The sequence below is a fragment of the Streptomyces sp. V1I1 genome, assembly GCF_030817355.1.
Lineage (GTDB): Bacteria > Actinomycetota > Actinomycetes > Streptomycetales > Streptomycetaceae > Streptomyces.
This window is the reverse complement of record NZ_JAUSZH010000001.1, coordinates 1,229,714-1,244,390: the sequence shown is the minus strand read 5'-3', so window position 1 is coordinate 1,244,390 and position 14,677 is coordinate 1,229,714. Positions and strand designations below refer to the sequence as shown.

The 14,677-nt window shown below is 70.0% G+C and carries 12 protein-coding genes; 5 read left to right on the top strand and 7 right to left on the bottom strand.

Annotated elements, in window-relative coordinates:
- Positions 1-8 precede the first annotated feature (8 nt).
- The gene (gene asnB, locus QFZ67_RS06110) at positions 9-1,850 is read left to right on the top strand and encodes an asparagine synthase (glutamine-hydrolyzing) (protein WP_307660065.1); all 1,842 of its coding nucleotides are present in this window, start codon (positions 9-11) and stop codon (positions 1,848-1,850) included.
- Positions 1,851-1,909: 59 nt separating this feature from the next.
- On the opposite strand, the gene QFZ67_RS06105 is transcribed toward asnB, so the two are convergent.
- Positions 1,910-3,109: a cytochrome P450 gene (locus QFZ67_RS06105; protein ID WP_307660064.1), complete on the bottom strand. Its 1,200-nt coding sequence runs from the start codon at positions 3,107-3,109 to the stop codon at positions 1,910-1,912.
- 208 nt (positions 3,110-3,317) lie between these two features.
- Here QFZ67_RS06105 and QFZ67_RS06100 point away from each other — a divergent pair, with 208 nt between their 5' ends.
- Complete coding sequence (locus QFZ67_RS06100; protein ID WP_307660063.1) at positions 3,318-4,814, top strand: peptide MFS transporter; 1,497 nt, start codon at positions 3,318-3,320, stop codon at positions 4,812-4,814.
- 1,007 nt (positions 4,815-5,821) lie between these two features.
- On the opposite strand, the gene QFZ67_RS06095 is transcribed toward QFZ67_RS06100, so the two are convergent.
- The 6 genes from QFZ67_RS06095 to QFZ67_RS06070 form a co-directional block, all read right to left on the bottom strand.
- Positions 5,822-6,259 carry a hypothetical protein gene (locus QFZ67_RS06095; RefSeq protein ID WP_307660062.1) on the bottom strand — a complete coding sequence of 146 codons (438 nt, stop codon included), beginning with the start codon at positions 6,257-6,259 and terminating at the stop codon, positions 5,822-5,824.
- A 255-nt stretch (positions 6,260-6,514) separates the two neighbouring features.
- Positions 6,515-7,201, bottom strand: coding sequence for an SDR family NAD(P)-dependent oxidoreductase (locus tag QFZ67_RS06090; protein WP_307660061.1), 687 nt, complete (start codon positions 7,199-7,201; stop codon positions 6,515-6,517).
- Positions 7,201-8,055: an LLM class flavin-dependent oxidoreductase gene (locus QFZ67_RS06085; protein WP_307660060.1), complete on the bottom strand. Its 855-nt coding sequence runs from the start codon at positions 8,053-8,055 to the stop codon at positions 7,201-7,203. The genes QFZ67_RS06090 and QFZ67_RS06085 overlap by 1 nt, the downstream gene beginning before the upstream one ends.
- Positions 8,055-9,275 (bottom strand): nucleotide disphospho-sugar-binding domain-containing protein, encoded by a 1,221-nt coding sequence (locus QFZ67_RS06080; RefSeq protein ID WP_307660059.1) that lies wholly within the window; start codon positions 9,273-9,275, stop codon positions 8,055-8,057. Before QFZ67_RS06080 ends, QFZ67_RS06085 begins: the two co-directional genes overlap by 1 nt.
- A 31-nt stretch (positions 9,276-9,306) precedes the next feature.
- Entirely contained in the window at positions 9,307-10,335 is a 1,029-nt protein-coding gene (locus QFZ67_RS06075; RefSeq protein ID WP_307660058.1) for an LLM class flavin-dependent oxidoreductase, read from the bottom strand.
- Between the two features lie 6 nt (positions 10,336-10,341).
- Positions 10,342-11,370 (bottom strand): methyltransferase, encoded by a 1,029-nt coding sequence (locus QFZ67_RS06070; protein WP_307660057.1) that lies wholly within the window; start codon positions 11,368-11,370, stop codon positions 10,342-10,344.
- 207 nt (positions 11,371-11,577) lie between these two features.
- Here QFZ67_RS06070 and QFZ67_RS06065 point away from each other — a divergent pair, with 207 nt between their 5' ends.
- The 3 genes from QFZ67_RS06065 to metK all read left to right on the top strand — a co-directional run bounded on the left by QFZ67_RS06065 (position 11,578) and on the right by metK (position 14,648).
- Positions 11,578-12,831: an NAD(P)-binding domain-containing protein gene (locus QFZ67_RS06065; protein WP_307660056.1), complete on the top strand. Its 1,254-nt coding sequence runs from the start codon at positions 11,578-11,580 to the stop codon at positions 12,829-12,831.
- Positions 12,828-13,268, top strand: a complete 441-nt coding sequence (locus QFZ67_RS06060; protein WP_307660055.1) for an SCP2 sterol-binding domain-containing protein — start codon at positions 12,828-12,830, stop codon at positions 13,266-13,268. Before QFZ67_RS06065 ends, QFZ67_RS06060 begins: the two co-directional genes overlap by 4 nt.
- Positions 13,269-13,421: 153 nt before the next feature.
- Positions 13,422-14,648: a methionine adenosyltransferase gene (metK, locus tag QFZ67_RS06055; RefSeq protein WP_307660054.1), complete on the top strand. Its 1,227-nt coding sequence runs from the start codon at positions 13,422-13,424 to the stop codon at positions 14,646-14,648.
- Positions 14,649-14,677: the final 29 nt, after the last annotated feature.

Genomic DNA, 14,677 nt, shown 5'->3' with positions numbered 1-14,677 from the left:
AGACCAAAATGTGCGGCATCGCTGGGTGGGTGGACTTCACACGTGATCTGCGCCAAGAGGCCACCGCCGTACGGGCGATGACCGACACGATGGCACTGCGGGGACCGGACGCGGGTGACGTCTGGATCACCGAGCACGCTGCCCTCGGCCACCGGCGGCTGTCCATCATCGACCTCGAAGGCGGCCGCCAGCCCATGGTGGCCGAGGAGAACGGCCGCGTCCTGGCCGCCCTCACCTACAGCGGTGAGGTCTACAACTTCCGGGAGCTGAGGGAGGAACTGGTCGGCCGCGGCCACCGGTTCCACACCCGCAGCGACACCGAAGTGGTCCTGCGCGCCTACCTGGAGTGGGGCGAGGGCTTCGTCGAGCGGCTCAACGGCATGTACGCCTTCGCCATCTGGGACGCCCGCAGCGAAGAACTACTGCTCGTACGCGACCGGGTGGGCATCAAGCCCCTCTACTACCAGCAACTGCCCGGCGGCGGCGTTCTCTTCGGATCCGAGCCCAAGGCCATCCTGGCCAACCGGCTCGCGAGCCGCACCGTCGACGCCGACGGCCTGCGGGAGATCCTCGCCGGCACCAAGGCCCCCGGCGTCGGCGCCATCCGCGACATGCCGGAGCTGACCCCCGGATACGTACTCAAGATCGGCCGCAACGGCAGCACGCAGCGCAGGTACTGGAAGCTGGAGGCGCACGAGCACGAGGACGACCTCCCCACCACGATCCGCACCGTGCGCGAACTGCTCGAGGACATCGTCACCCGGCAGATCGTCAGCGATGTGCCGCTGTGCACCATGCTCTCCGGCGGCCTCGACTCCAGCACCCTCACCGCGCTCGCCGCCATCGCCAAAGGGCAGGACGGCAGCGGAAAGGTGCGCTCGTTCGCCGTCGACTTCGCCGGATATCTCGACAACTTCGAGCCCGACCTCACCCACCCGACACCCGACTCCCCGTACGTCCACGAGGTCGTCGAGCACGTCGGCGCGGACCACAACCACATCGTGCTCGGCAACGACGACATGATCGAGGCGTCGGTGCGCCGCGAGGTGGTCAGGGCCATGGACTGGCCGGTCCTCATCGCAGGCCCCGGCAGCATGGACATCTCGCTCTATCTGCTCTTCCGCGCGATCCGCGGCCAGTCCACCGTAGCGCTGACCGGCGAGTCCGCCGACGAACTGTTCGGCGGCTACCCGTGGTTCCACCACCCGGAGTACGGGCGGCCCGGCACCCTTCCGTGGACCCTCGCCCACAACCTCGGGCTGCCCGCGCTGTTCGGGCCGCTCTCCGCCCACCTGGACGTCCCGTCCTACCAGGCGGACCAGTACCGCCAGGCCGTCTCGGGAATGCCGAACCTGCCCGGCGAGAGCGGCCGGGACAAGCAGTTCCGCGAATGCACCTACTTCTTCCTCACCCGCTTCATGCGCACCCTGCTGGACCGCAAGGACCGCCTCAGCATGGCGCTGGGCCTGGAGGTGCGGGTGCCGTTCTGCGACCACCGGCTCCAGGAGTACGTCTTCAACGCGCCCCGCGAGTTCAAGACCTTCGACGGCCAGTGGAAGAGCCTGCTGCGCGCGGCGGTCAAGGACCTGCTGCCCGAGTCCATACTGCACCGCCCCAAGACGGGCTACCCGATCTCCAACGACACCGCCTACGACGCCTACGTACAGGAGCAGTTCGGCAAGCTCCTGGCGGCCGGCGACGCCCCGGTGCTGCCGCTGCTCAACCCGACCGTCGTCGAGGACGTCCGGCGGGACCAGACGGTGGCCGGCAAGCTCACCCGTATCGAGGTCGACATGGCCCTGCACATCAACGAGTGGCTGTCCGCGTACGACCTGGTCCTCGACTTCTGAGCTCTTCACAACAGTGCCCCCCACCTGTGGGCGGGGGGCACTGTTGTACGTACTGGTCCTCACCAGGTCACGGGCAGCGTCCGCGGCCGCTTGAACGCCGAGCCTCGTACCCACTCCAGCTCCTCCGGGGGGACCGCGAGACGCAACCCCGGCAGCCGGTCAAGCAGCGCGCCGAGCGCCTCCTGCAGTTCGATCCGGCCCAGCTGCGCGCCCAGGCAGTGGTGCAGCCCATGCCCGAAGGTGAGATGCGGGTTGTGCTCGCGGGCGATGTCGACCTCGGCGGCCTGCCCGAAGACGGACTCGTCACGGTTGGCGGAAGTGATCGCCGGCAGCACCGCCTCGCCCGCACGGATCAACGCGCCGCCCAGCTCCATGTCCTCGGTGGCGATCCGCATCGCGCCGGCGCCGCCGCCCGCCAGCGAGTAGCGGAACAGCTCCTCGACCGCGCTGGGCACCAACTCCCTGTCGGCCAGCAGCCGTTCCCACAGGTCGGGCTTGCGCAGCAGGGTGATCAGCGCGCCCACTATCTCGCCGGTCGTCGCGTGGTACCCCGCCACCAGCAGCGTGTGCCCGAAGGCGAGCAGCTCCTCCTCGGACAGCCGGTCGCCCTCCTCCCGGGCGTCGATCAGCACGGTGAGCAGATCGTCGGCGGGGTTCGCCTTCTTCGTCTCGATCAGCTCGGCGAGATAGGCGTTGAGGCTGACGCGCGCCTCCATCACCGCATCGTGCTGCGCCGCGGAGACGCTGAGCATGACATCGGTCCACTCCCGGAACCGCTCATGGTCGTCGTACGGGACCCCGAGCAGCTCACAGATGACCGTGATCGGCAGCGGCTGCGCCAGATGCCCGATCAGATCCGCGGGCGAACCTTCGGCCGCCATGGATGCGATCAGCCGGTCGGCAGTCTGCCGCACGGCCGGGCGCAGCTGCTCGATCCGGCGAGCCGTGAACGCCTTGGTGACCAGCTTCCGCAGCCGGGTGTGCTCCGGCGGGTCCATCACGAAGATGGACTTCGAGCCCTTGGCGACCGGCAGCAGCCGCGGCGCGTCCGGCGCGGTCAGCGCTTCCTTGCTGAACCGGGGGTCCGCGAGCACATGACGTACGTCCTCATAGCGGGTCACCACCCACGCCCGGTGGCCCGTGGGCAGCGTCAGCGGCGCGACGGGCTCCGACTCGCGCAGTTTCGCGAACTCCGGCGCGGGCTCCAGGGGATCGGGCGCGGGGAGCGGAAAGGTGCGCGGAGGATCCTCAGCGGTCATCGCGTGACTCCTTCGTGGTTCTGGCTGCTTGGGTCGGTCGAAGGTTGAGGGTTGAAGGTTGAGGGTCTGCTTCAGGCGGATCGTGACAGCCCCGGTTCGACCCGCGATGGAGCCCGGCTCGATGGCGGTGGTGGCATCGAGTCCGCTTCAAGCACCTCGTAAGCACCCCGTGTCAGCCTGCGCGCACATACGCGTATGAGGAGGACCGATGACTACCGATGCCACTGCCCCGGTGGCCGGCGAGCGGCAGCCCGAACCCGTCCGGCGCGGCTTCCTCGGCTGGCCGCGCTGGTTCACCACGCTGTTCGGCACCGACATGTGGGAGCGGTTCAGCTTCTACGGCATGGCCGCGCTGCTCTTCCTGTACGCCTCGGAACCCAAGGCCGACGGCGGCCTCGGGCTCGGCAACAGCACGGCGGCGGCCCTGTTCGGCGTCTATCTCTCCACCGTCTTCATGGCGTCGCTTCCCGGCGGCTGGATCGGCGACCGGATCCTCGGCGCGCGCCGGGCTGTCCTGTACGGCGGGATCGTCATCGCCCTCGGACACGTCTGCATGGCGGTGCCGACCGTGCCGACCTTCTACGGCGGCCTTGGCCTGCTGGCCGTCGGCACCGGCCTGCTCAAGCCGAACCTCGCCAGCATGCTCGCCGCGTTCTACCCGCGCGACGCGCACGCCGAGCGCGACGCGGGCTTCTCCATCTTCTATATGAGCATCCAGATCAGCGCCGTGATCGCACCGCTGGTGACCGGGGCGCTCGGCGAACTCGTCGACTGGCACCTGGGCTTCGGCGTGGCCGCGCTCGGCATGGCGATCGGCGTCCTGCAGTACGTACGCGGCAGCGCGAGCTTCGGCGAGGTCGGCAAGGAGCCGACCCGCAGGGCGGCACCGGACGAGCGGCGGCGCGTGGTGCGCGGCGGCCTCGTCATCGTCGCCGCGGTGATCCTGATCCTCGGCGCCGACGCCGCGGCCGGCACGCTGAAACTGCGTCATGTGCTGATGCTGGCCGGGCTGTTCGCGATCGGCTCGACCATCGCCTGCTTCTGGTATCTGCTGCACAGCAGGGAGGTCACGCCCGAGGAGCGCCACCGAGTAAGGGCCTACATCTGGGTCTTCCTCAGCGCCGCGATCTTCTGGATGATCTTCGTCCAGGGCGGATCGGTCTTCACCCTCTTCGCGAAGGTGTCCACCGACCGCACGGTGGGCGGCTTCACGATCCCGGCCAGCTGGTTCCACGCCGCCGTCCCGCTGTTCATGATCGCGGTGGCCCCGTTCTTCGCCCGCCTCTGGATCCGCCTCGGCGACCGCATCGCCGCACCGACCAAACTCGCCTGCGGGCTGGGCTTCATGGCCGCGAGCCTGGTGGTGATGTCCCTGGCCACGATCGTCGCCTCGGACGGCCGGGATGTCACACCGCTGTGGCTGCTCGTCGCGTATCTGCTCCAGGCGTGCGGGGAGATGTCCTTCGCCCCGGTCGGCATGAGCGTCACCACGAAGGTGGCCCCGGCGACTTTCATCAGCCAGATGATCGGCGTCTTCTGGCTGGCGGCGGCGCTGGGAGCGGGCGTCGGGGGCCAGGCGGTCCGCTTCTCTGAGGACAACTTGCCGGGGCCGGGCTACTTCCTGGTGATGGCGGGGCTGGCCGCGGCGGTGGGCACGGCCCTGGCGCTGGGGGCGGGCCGCCTGCGCCGCCGACTGGGCGTCTAGGACGCGGCGGACGAGGAGCAGATGTCCGTGGAAGGTCACCGAGCGTGGGCGTGGCTCATGCGGCTGCCTCCTCCACACGGACGGTGCGGGCGCAGACCACGAACGGCCGGAGATGACGGTGATGGCAACGGAGACTGCGACGATGGCGGTGATCGTGGTGCCGGGGGCGAGGTGCTGGGCGACGCCGCCGGCGACCGCGGCGCCGAGGCCTTGCCAGGTCATCCTGCCGGCGGACTCAACGCCCTGAACCTGGCCGCGGACCGAATCGGTGTCAGCTCGAGAAGCTGCTCCTGCAGAGGCAGGGTGGCGGCGAACCCCACACGGGCAGCGAACACTGCGGCTGCCACGACCAGGACGGGCGGGTGGATCGCGAACAGCAGGTAAGGGGCAGCGAGAAGCAGCCGCAGGGCGAACGCGTAGCGGCTTCGCCGGCCGCGCCAGCAGGAGAACCCGGACCGGAACGCCACCTTGGTGTACCAGCGGCTCGCGCAGCAGCTTGCGCAGGTCCGGGATGGGCCAGCGTTCGGCGTAGTCCACTACCAGCAGGACCCCGGCCGGTGGTGCCGGCGGCGAGGTGGTGTCCATCGGTTCCGCATCCACCTCGTTGGCAGATGCCTGCCACACTGTCCACTGCTCCCGACGGCAGAGATCGGCGAAGTGCGCGGCCAAGCGGCTCTTGCCCTGTCCACCGGGGCCGTGGACAAGCCGGATGGCCAGCTTCTCGTCCGGGTCGTCACGCCAGTGCGCCAGCTGATCAAGGTCAGTGGTGCGGCCGGTGAACGGCACCACCTGCCCTGCCCGCAGCAGCCGGGAAGGTTGCTGGGCCAGGTCACGGGGGCGTATCCGACGCGGCGCAGCGGGGAAATCCTCAATCCGATACGCGGGCTTCCACTGATAGACGAAGTGGTTGTACTGGGTGCCGTAGGGCCCGGTCTGGATCGCCGTGGGGCCGTGGAAAGTGCTGCCGTGTATCCCGTCTCCACCAGCTGTACCGGGATCAGGAGTGGTCACGCTCCAGAACCGAAGCGGTTGTCCTGCCTGTTGTGGTCGCCAACCTGGACCGCGGTGGGACCTTGGAAGGTGTTGCCGGACACCGCCCCCCGACCACTGGCCCCCGGGGCCGACTGATCGATGAGGTCCTGGAGTTCCGCTGCGGCCTGGGCACGCTCGGCCTCCGGGAGTCGCTCCAACAAGGTCTCGAAGCGGGCCTGCCAGGCAGCTTCTTGACGGGCCCCGATCCGATCCGTCTCACCCTCGTCGGCGGCCGAAAGTTCCGATGCGCTCCGGTCCAGCCGCTCAAGCTCGGCCCGCTCCACCTCGACGTCCCCACGCCCGAACCAGCGTGCCACTCGACCGCGCAGGCCTTCCCACACATCCGTTCCCGCAGCCTGCACCACCGCGGTACCACCCGCCGCAGCCAACGAGATCAACGCCTCCGCCAGCATCCTGCCCCCATGATTTCGCATGTTCCATGCCAGTTCGTCTGAGGCCGGAGCGCCCTACTGGCACGTACGCAGCGTCTTCAAAGGAATTACGCTCAGCAACAGGGAGCCGAACCTGGGGTGGAGCCCCCCACGCGGCGGAGCCGCAAATCGAAACAGCGGGAAGGGGCGGGTAGGGGGAACACGCCCGCCGCCGACGCCACCCGCCGCACGCGCCACCGCCCCCGCGGGACGCCCTCGGGTACCAAGGGGTGCGACTCACCAGCCGACGACCGCCCCACTGCGGAAGAAAACCCCACTCGGCGCCCCGTCCGGCAACGTCGCGGCATACGCGATGTCCGCAGCCGCGTCCTCGGGGGAGCGCTTAGCGTCGGGGCGCATCCGGGTCCGGACCAGCCCCGGGTTGACGGCGTTCACCAGGACCCCCGTGCCGTCCGTCTCCTTCGCCAGAAGCACGGTCACCGCATTCAGCGCGGCCTTGGACGCCGAGTACGCCGGCGCCTGTGGGAAAAGGCCGTTGGTGAAGGAGCCCGTACCGCTGGAGACCATCACGACGCGTCCCCAGCCCTGCTCGACCATGCCCGGCACAAAGGCCTGGGAGACCCGCCACGCGCCCAGCACGTTCACCGCGAGCGTGGCCTCGACCAGCGGCAGCGGGACCGCAGACGGGGGATCACCGCGGTCGAGGAACGTCCCGGCGTTGTTCACCAGGACGTCGACGCGCCCCACCCGCTCGGCCGCGCGCTTGACCGACGCGTCGTCCGACACATCGAGGACGACGGCCTCCGCGCCGAGTTCCGATGCCGCCGTGGTCACCGCCTCCTCGTCGCGCCCGCCGAGCACCACACGGAAGCCGCGCGCATGCAGCAGCGAGCCGACCGCCAGGCCGAGACCCCGGTTCGCGCCCGTCACGAGGGCGGTGCGCCGCCTCTCCCGTCCCGCCATCACAGCACCGCGTCGGCGAGGAGTTCGAGCTGGCCGGAGTCGCTGCCGCACGGCATGAAGACGATCTCGTCGCAGCCGGCCTCCTCGTACTCCTTCACCGCCCGCCGCAGCCGGTCCGCTTCCGTGAAGGCCATGCCCACGATGGACTCGGCCCGCCCGCTGAAGGCGTAGTAGTCCAGCAGATACTCCTTGGCCCGGTCCGCGGCCGCCGTGCCCAGCGAGAAGTACAGCAGCGTCACCAGATGCGGCCTGTCCGTCCGGCCGGCCTTCTCCCAGGCGGCCGTTACCCGCGCCGCGTTGGCCCGGTAGCCGGACGGCGAGCTCCCGCCGGCGATCCAGCCGCGACCGTACTTCGCCGCGCGCCGGAACGCCGCGTCGGACGTGCCGCCGACCAGCACCGGCGGCAGCGTCTCGGGGGTGGGGCCGACCGGCCGGTCGAAGCCGAGACCGTCGCCGCCCCAGATCCGTTCCAGATCCACCAGCAGCGAGTCCAGCACGGGCCCGCGCGCGGAGTGCGGAACAGCCGACACCACGAAGTCGTCCTCCCGGTTCCCCGCCGCCACCCCGAGCGTCAGACGGCCCCCGGACAGGCGGTCGAGCGACGCCAGTTGCTTGGCCAGCAACGGGGTGTTGTTGCGGTACGGCGGGGTCAGCACCGTCGTCGCGAGCCCGATCCGGTCGGTCACCGCGGCGGCCGCCGTGAGCGCGATCAGCGGCTCGTAGTTGTCGTACACCAGGCGGTCGAGTACCCCGAGCGTCGAGAAGCCGAACTGCTCGGCCTGGCGCGCCCAGTCGATGATCTCCTCCCGGCGGGCGCCTGGGACGGTGGAGGGGAGTCCCACACCTATCAGCATCAGCGGCCTCCTTCGGCCGGGGGAGTGGCCGGGCCCGCTGCCTCGAGCCCGGTGAGGACGTCGACGATCCGGGCCGGGGACGGACGCGACTGGATCTCCTGGCGCACTTCCTGTGCGGCCTTGCGGTACGCGGGCTCCTGAAGGAGATCGAGCACCGCCGTACGGATCCGCTCCGGTTCGGCCTCGTCCTTGCCGAGGCTCAGTCCCGCCCCGGTGGCCGTGAACCGCTGGGCGTTGAAGGTGTGGTCGATCAGCTGCGGAACCACCAGCTGCGGCAGCCCGGCGGCGAGCGAGGTGAGGATCGTGCCGGCGCCGCCGTGAGCCACCACCGCGTCGCAGTGGGGCAGTACGGCATGCAGGGGAACCGATTCCAGCACCTTCACCCGCTCGGGCACCTCACCCAGCAGATGCCGCTGCTCGCGGGCGACCGCGACCACGATTCCGACGTCGAGCGTCTCGAGCGCGTCGACGACCCACGGGGCGAGATACATGTCGTCGTGCAGCCGGCCCACCGTGGTGCCCCAGGTGACGCACACCCGCGGCCGGCGGCGCTCGGCCGGGGGCAGTGGGACGGGCAGCGACCCGGAACCGTTGTACGGCACCGGACGCACCGGCTGCCGCACGATCGGACGCGATGCCTGAGCCGCGGGCACCTGCATGGCGGCCGGGCAGGGATCGAGGGTCAGACTGCCCAGCAGGTCGACGCCGTCGAGGCCGAAGCGCTCGCACAGCGGAGCCATGACCTCGCGCTCCAGCTCCACGGCGCCCGCCCGGTGCATCAGATCAGCGCCCCACGGAAAACGCACCGAAGGCACCCCGAGCACCTCGGCCGCCAACGGGCCCGCGTACGCGGTGGGTTCGAAAACGATCAGGTCCGGCCGCCAGTCGCGGCCGTACGCCACCAGATCGTCCGCCATCGCCGCCGCCAGATCCGCGAACAGCGAAACCGCCCGCGGCCCCTTGGCCCGTGTCGGCCGGTCGCCCGCGGCGTCGGCCGATACGGGCGCCCGCCCGGGTATGTAGTCGCGGATCCGGGCGACGGCGTCGACGCTGTCGTCCCCGACCGCCACGGCGGGCACCCCGGAAGCGGCGATCGTCGCGCTCAGCGCGGGCGAACTGGCCGCCCGCACCTCATGGCCGGCTGCCCGCAGCGCCCAGGCCAGCGGCACCATCTGGTAGTAGTGGGTCGGCCATGCCCAGCTCGTGAACAGCACCCGCATGTGTCGCTCGCCCCTTCCGGTGCGTCACTCGTCAGTCGCCGAGACCTGCCTGCCGGTGAGCCTCGGCCGCCGCGCGCACCAGGGCCAGCTGGCCCTCCAGGGTGGGCGCGTAGGGCGAGATCCCGAGGGTGGTGACACCCGCCGCCGCGAAGTCGGACATACGGCGGGCGATCCGGTCCGGCGGCCCCAACAGCGAGGTGCTGTCGATGAATTCGACCGGCACCGCCGCCGCGGCGCCGCGCGAGTCCCCGGACTTGAAACGGTCCTGGACCTCGTCGGCCGCCTTCTCATGGCCCATCCGCACGGCCAGGCGGTAGTAGAAGTTGTTGTCCTTGTCGCCCAGGCTCATGAAACGGGCGACATAGTGGCTGATCGCCTCGGCCGCGGACCGTACGTCCGAGCCGACCGCCATCGGGGCGGATACGAACGCGTCGAAGCCCTCCAGGTCCAGTCCCGCCCGCTGACGTCCCGTACGCAGCTGGATCAGCGCCTCCTTGGCGAGCTCCGGGGAGCAGAACACCCCGACCCAGCCGTCGGCGATCTCACCGGTCAGCTGCAGACTGCGCGGGCCGACCGCGGCCAGATACACCGGCAGCCGCGGCTGGGCCGGCTCGGTGGTGAGCCGGAACGCGCCGCCGTTGCCGCCGGGCATCGGCAGCGCGAAGTGCTCGCCGGCGTAGGTGACTTCCTCCCGTGCCAGCGTGCGCCGCACCACCTCCACGTACTCCCTGGTGCGGGCGAGCGGCTTGGCGAACGGCGCGCCGTGCCAGCCCTCCGTCACATGGGCGTTGGAGATCCCGAGACCGAGCCGGAACCTGCCCCCGGACAGTCCGTCCAGGGTGGCCGCGGTCAGCGCCATGCTCACCGGCGTACGGGCCGGGATCTGGATGACCGTGGAGAGCAGGCCGATGCGACTGGTGCGCGCGGCCACCCAGCCCAGCACGGAGACCGCGTCCGAGCGGAAGCCCTCAGGGGCCGCCGCGACGTCGAAGCCCAGCCGCTCCGCCTCCTGCGCGGTCTCCGCGCAGCCCTGGGGGACAAGATTGATCCCGAGTCGCATCGCGCGTCACTCGTCCTTGTAGGCGATGACGAGCGAGTCGGTGTTGCTCAGCACCTTCGACTCGGTGCGCGAGAAGCCGGCCTTGCGCATCCAGTCGGCACAGTCCTTCGTGCTGTACTCCGAGCCGGTGTGGGTGACCAGCAGCATGTCCAGGCTGATCAGCAGGTTGACCAGATCGGTCGGCTGGTCGGCGACCATGCGGTCGTACACCAGCAGCGCGCCGCCGGGACGCACAGCCTGGTACGCCTTGGCGATCAGGCCCTGGCGCTCCTCGGCGTTCCAGTTGTGCAGGACGTGCCCCATGATCAGCACATCGCCCTCGGGCAGCGGGTCGACGAAGAAGTTGCCGCCCACAAAGCTGATGCGGTCCTGGGTGCCCAGCTTCTCCATGTGCTCGTCGAAGGCCCAGCCCATGTGCGGCAGATCGAAGACGGTCGCCTTCGGCTTCGGGTGCGCCTCCAGGAGCAGCGCGGACAGATTGCCGCGCGCACCGCCGACATCGACGAACGTCTCGTACGCCGAGAAGTCGAACGCGGCGGCGAGCTTGGGGGCGACCAGGCTGTTGAGCGAGTCCATCATGCCGAGGAACTGCCGCAGATGCTCGGGGTCGTCGCCCATCTGCCCGACGATGTCCCCCTCCTTGCCCTTGACCTGGGGCTCCCCGGTGCGCAGCGCCTCGGTGAGGTTCGTCCACGCCGGGTACAGCATCGAGTTGGCGCGCTCCAGGAACCCGCCTGCGTAGCTCCGCTTGTTGCGGTCGAGGAACCGGTCGGCGGCCGGGCTGTTGCGGTAGCGGCCGTCCTCCAGCTCGACCAGGCCGAGCGTGACCAGCGCGGTGATGAAGTCGTCGGAGCCGCGCGGGTGCAGGCCCGCCGACGAGGCCAGCTCGTCCTTGGTGACGGGTCCGGCGGCGAGGGTGGAGAAGACGTCCAGTTCAAGCGCGCTCAGCAGGATCTTGGCCGTGCAGAAGGCGGTGCCGAGCCGGATGAGCGACTCCGGGCTGGACGTGTCCGTGAGGGAAGCGTGAGTCGTCACAGACGAACTCCTTTCTCGGTTACCGGACGGGCGGGGTCGTGGCGTGCCCGGGCCATGTTTTGGCACCGGCCTCGAAGTCCTCTTGAGCGGGGATCGGCCGCGCCCCCCGAGCGGGCCGGAGCAGGCCTCGATCGGGCGTTGAGCGGCGGCGGAGACCGTGACGCCGAATCCCCGTGCTCTTGGACCGTGCTCTTGGAGGCAGACACCATGGCCGACAATCCACCGATCCGCGTGATCCTGCGGATGGAGATCCTCCCGGGCGTGCAGGAGGAGTTCGAGAAGGTCTGGTGGGAGGTGGCATCGGCGATCGCCAGGCAGCCCGCCAACCGAGGACAGACCCTGGTGCGCTCCGTCGAGGAGGACCGTGTCTACTACGTCATCACCGACTGGGCGGACGAGCCCTCGTTCCGCGCCTTCGAGCTGAGCGAGGCGCATGTCGAGCACCGGCGCAGGCTGCGGCCGTACCGCGGCGCGGGCCATATGGCAGTGACGCGGACGGTGTACGGCCTGCCGCCCGCGCCGCCGGCCGCGGAGGTGCCCGCGCAGCGGACGACGGCCCCGGACACGAAGCCGGTGGCGTTCATCGGTCTCGGCAACATGGGCGCCGGGATGGCGCACAGCCTGATCGACTCCGGCCGGTCCCTCACCGTCTTCAACCGCACCGTCGCCAAGACCAGGACGCTGGCGGAAGCCGGCGCCATGGTGGCCGCGAGCGCCGCGGAAGCCGCGGCGGGACACTCCGTCGTCGTACTCAGCCTGAGTGACGAACCGGCCGTGGAGGACGTGCTGTTCAGGCAGATCGTCCCCGTACTCGCCCCGGGCGCCGTCGTCATCGACACCTCTACCGTCTCCCCGGCCTACGCGAAGGAGTCCGCGGCCCGGCTGTCGGCCGCCGGGCTGCGCCGGGTCGAGGCCTGCGTCGTCGGCAACCCCTTCCAGGCCCGCGAAGGCAAACTGCGCGTCTACACCAGTGGCGACCAGGACGACATCGACGAGGTCCGCCCCCTGCTCGACACCATCGGCAGCGAAGTCGTCCACCTCGGCGAGCCCGGCACGGCCGCCACCATCAAGCTCATCTTCAACCTGCTGCTCGGCGCCCAGGTCGCCTCGCTGGCCGAGGCCGTCGCGTACGGAGTGGAGGCCGGACTCGACCGGGACAGCCTGCTCGGCGCCATCGCAGGCAGCGGATTCAGCTCCGTCGTCATGAGGTTCCGCGCCGAGCTGATGCGCAAGTCCTCATACGAGCCCGCCTTCTTCCGCTCCACGCTGATGGAGAAGGACCTGCGCCTTGCCATCGACGACGCGGGCCTGGCGGGCGTCGGGCTCCCCGTTCTCGACAAGGTGCGCGAGAGCTTCGCCGCGGCTGTCGCGGCGGGCGACGGCGACAAGGACGCCTCCGTACTCATCGAGCACACCACCGCCGCCGGCAAGGGGAAAGCGGCGAAAGGGGGCCGGCCGTGACCGACGACGACTGGCACCTGCGGCTCCGGGACCTCGCCGAGGCAGCGGAGGCGTCGGGTGAACTGGTCGGGGAACTCCCCCTGGACGACGACGACCGGATGCTCGACCTGGTCTTCGTATGGTTCCGCGCCTGCTTCAGGCCCGAACGCACCAGGGGCAGGGGCGGCATCTTCCACTACGAGATCAACACCCCGTCGGGAGTACGGCACCGCTATGTCACCGTCGCCGACGGCCACTGCACATCGGCCCGCGACGCCTCCACCCCGAACGCGACCATCGGGGTCGACATGCAGGACCTTCTCGCACTGGCCACAGGGGAGTTGAAAGGCACGGACGCCTTCATCGGCGGACGCCTGAAAATCTCCGGCGACGTCTTCTTCGCCATGAACTGGATCGAGTGGTTCGGATCCCGCAGCGCACAGCCGACGGCCGAATAACCGTCGTTTAGCCGCCTTCGAGCCCCCTTGCAGGGCCGAAGAGCAGCCTGGCCGCAATGCGGCACCAGGACAGCAGGACAGCAGGACAGCAAGACAGCAGGACAGCAAGACAGCAGGACAACGCGGCTACCACGCCCGGCATTTGGAGGATTCGTGTCCCTTCGCCTGTTCACCTCGGAATCAGTGACCGAGGGCCATCCCGACAAGATCGCTGACCAGATCAGCGACGCGGTCCTCGACGCGCTGCTGGCGCAGGACCCGAAGTCGCGGGTCGCCGTCGAGACGCTGATCACCACCGGCCAGGTCCACCTGGCCGGAGAGGTCACCACCAATGCGTACGCCGACATCCAGCAGTTGGTCCGCGAGACCGTGCTGAAGATCGGCTACGACTCGTCTGCGAAGGGCTTCGACGGCGCCTCCTGCGGCGTGTCGGTCTCCATCGGCGCACAGTCGCCCGACATCGCACAGGGCGTCGACACCGCCTACGAGAAGCGCGTCGAGGGGTCCGCCACAGGTGAAGAAGGTGACGCGCTCAGCGAGCAGGGCGCCGGCGACCAGGGCCTGATGTTCGGCTACGCATCCGACGAGACGCCCGAGCTGATGCCGCTGCCCATCACACTCGCCCACCGCCTCGCCAAGCGCCTCACCGAGGTGCGCAAGAACGGCACCGTCCCCTACCTGCGGCCCGACGGGAAGACCCAGGTCACCATCGAGTACGACGGCGACGCAGCCGTCCGCCTCGACACCGTCGTGGTCTCCTCGCAGCACGCGCCGGGCATCGACCTGGACTCGCTGCTCATCCCGGACATCCGCGACTGCGTCGTACGCCCGGTGCTCCAGGAGCTCGTCGAGGACGGCGTGCAACTGCGTACCGAGGGCTACCGGCTGCTGGTCAACCCGACCGGACGGTTCGAGATCGGTGGCCCGGTCGGCGACGCCGGCCTCACCGGCCGCAAGATCATCATCGACACGTACGGCGGCATGGCCCGTCACGGCGGCGGCGCGTTCTCCGGCAAGGACCCCTCCAAGGTGGACCGTTCGGCCGCGTATGCCATGCGCTGGGTCGCCAAGAACGTGGTCGCCGCGGGCCTCGCACACCGCTGCGAAGTGCAGGTCGCGTACGCGATCGGCAAGGCGGACCCGGTCGGTCTGTTCGTCGAGACCTTCGGCACCGAGACCGTGCCCGTGCCGCGCATCCAGTTCGCCATCGACCAGATCTTCGACCTGCGTCCAGCGGCGATCATCCGCGACCTCGACCTGCTGCGCCCCATCTACGCGCAGACCGCGGCGTACGGCCACTTCGGCCGCGACCTCCCCGACTTCACCTGGGAGTCCACCGACCGCGCGGAGAAGCTGCGCCAGGCAGCCATCGCCGACTGAGCGCCGATTCAGCGGCGGCGGATCAACGC

What these genes read in the sequence shown, in the direction of transcription:
- asnB (WP_307660065.1), top strand. Translation starts at nt 9, where the DNA reads ATGTGCGGCATCGCTGGGTGGGTGGACTTCACACGTGATCTGCGCCAA.
- QFZ67_RS06105 (WP_307660064.1), bottom strand. Translation starts at nt 3,109, where the DNA reads ATGACCGCTGAGGATCCTCCGCGCACCTTTCCGCTCCCCGCGCCCGAT.
- QFZ67_RS06100 (WP_307660063.1), top strand. Translation starts at nt 3,318, where the DNA reads ATGACTACCGATGCCACTGCCCCGGTGGCCGGCGAGCGGCAGCCCGAA.
- QFZ67_RS06095 (WP_307660062.1), bottom strand. Translation starts at nt 6,259, where the DNA reads ATGCTGGCGGAGGCGTTGATCTCGTTGGCTGCGGCGGGTGGTACCGCG.
- QFZ67_RS06090 (WP_307660061.1), bottom strand. Translation starts at nt 7,201, where the DNA reads ATGGCGGGACGGGAGAGGCGGCGCACCGCCCTCGTGACGGGCGCGAAC.
- QFZ67_RS06085 (WP_307660060.1), bottom strand. Translation starts at nt 8,055, where the DNA reads ATGCTGATAGGTGTGGGACTCCCCTCCACCGTCCCAGGCGCCCGCCGG.
- QFZ67_RS06080 (WP_307660059.1), bottom strand. Translation starts at nt 9,275, where the DNA reads ATGCGGGTGCTGTTCACGAGCTGGGCATGGCCGACCCACTACTACCAG.
- QFZ67_RS06075 (WP_307660058.1), bottom strand. Translation starts at nt 10,335, where the DNA reads ATGCGACTCGGGATCAATCTTGTCCCCCAGGGCTGCGCGGAGACCGCG.
- QFZ67_RS06065 (WP_307660056.1), top strand. Translation starts at nt 11,578, where the DNA reads ATGGCCGACAATCCACCGATCCGCGTGATCCTGCGGATGGAGATCCTC.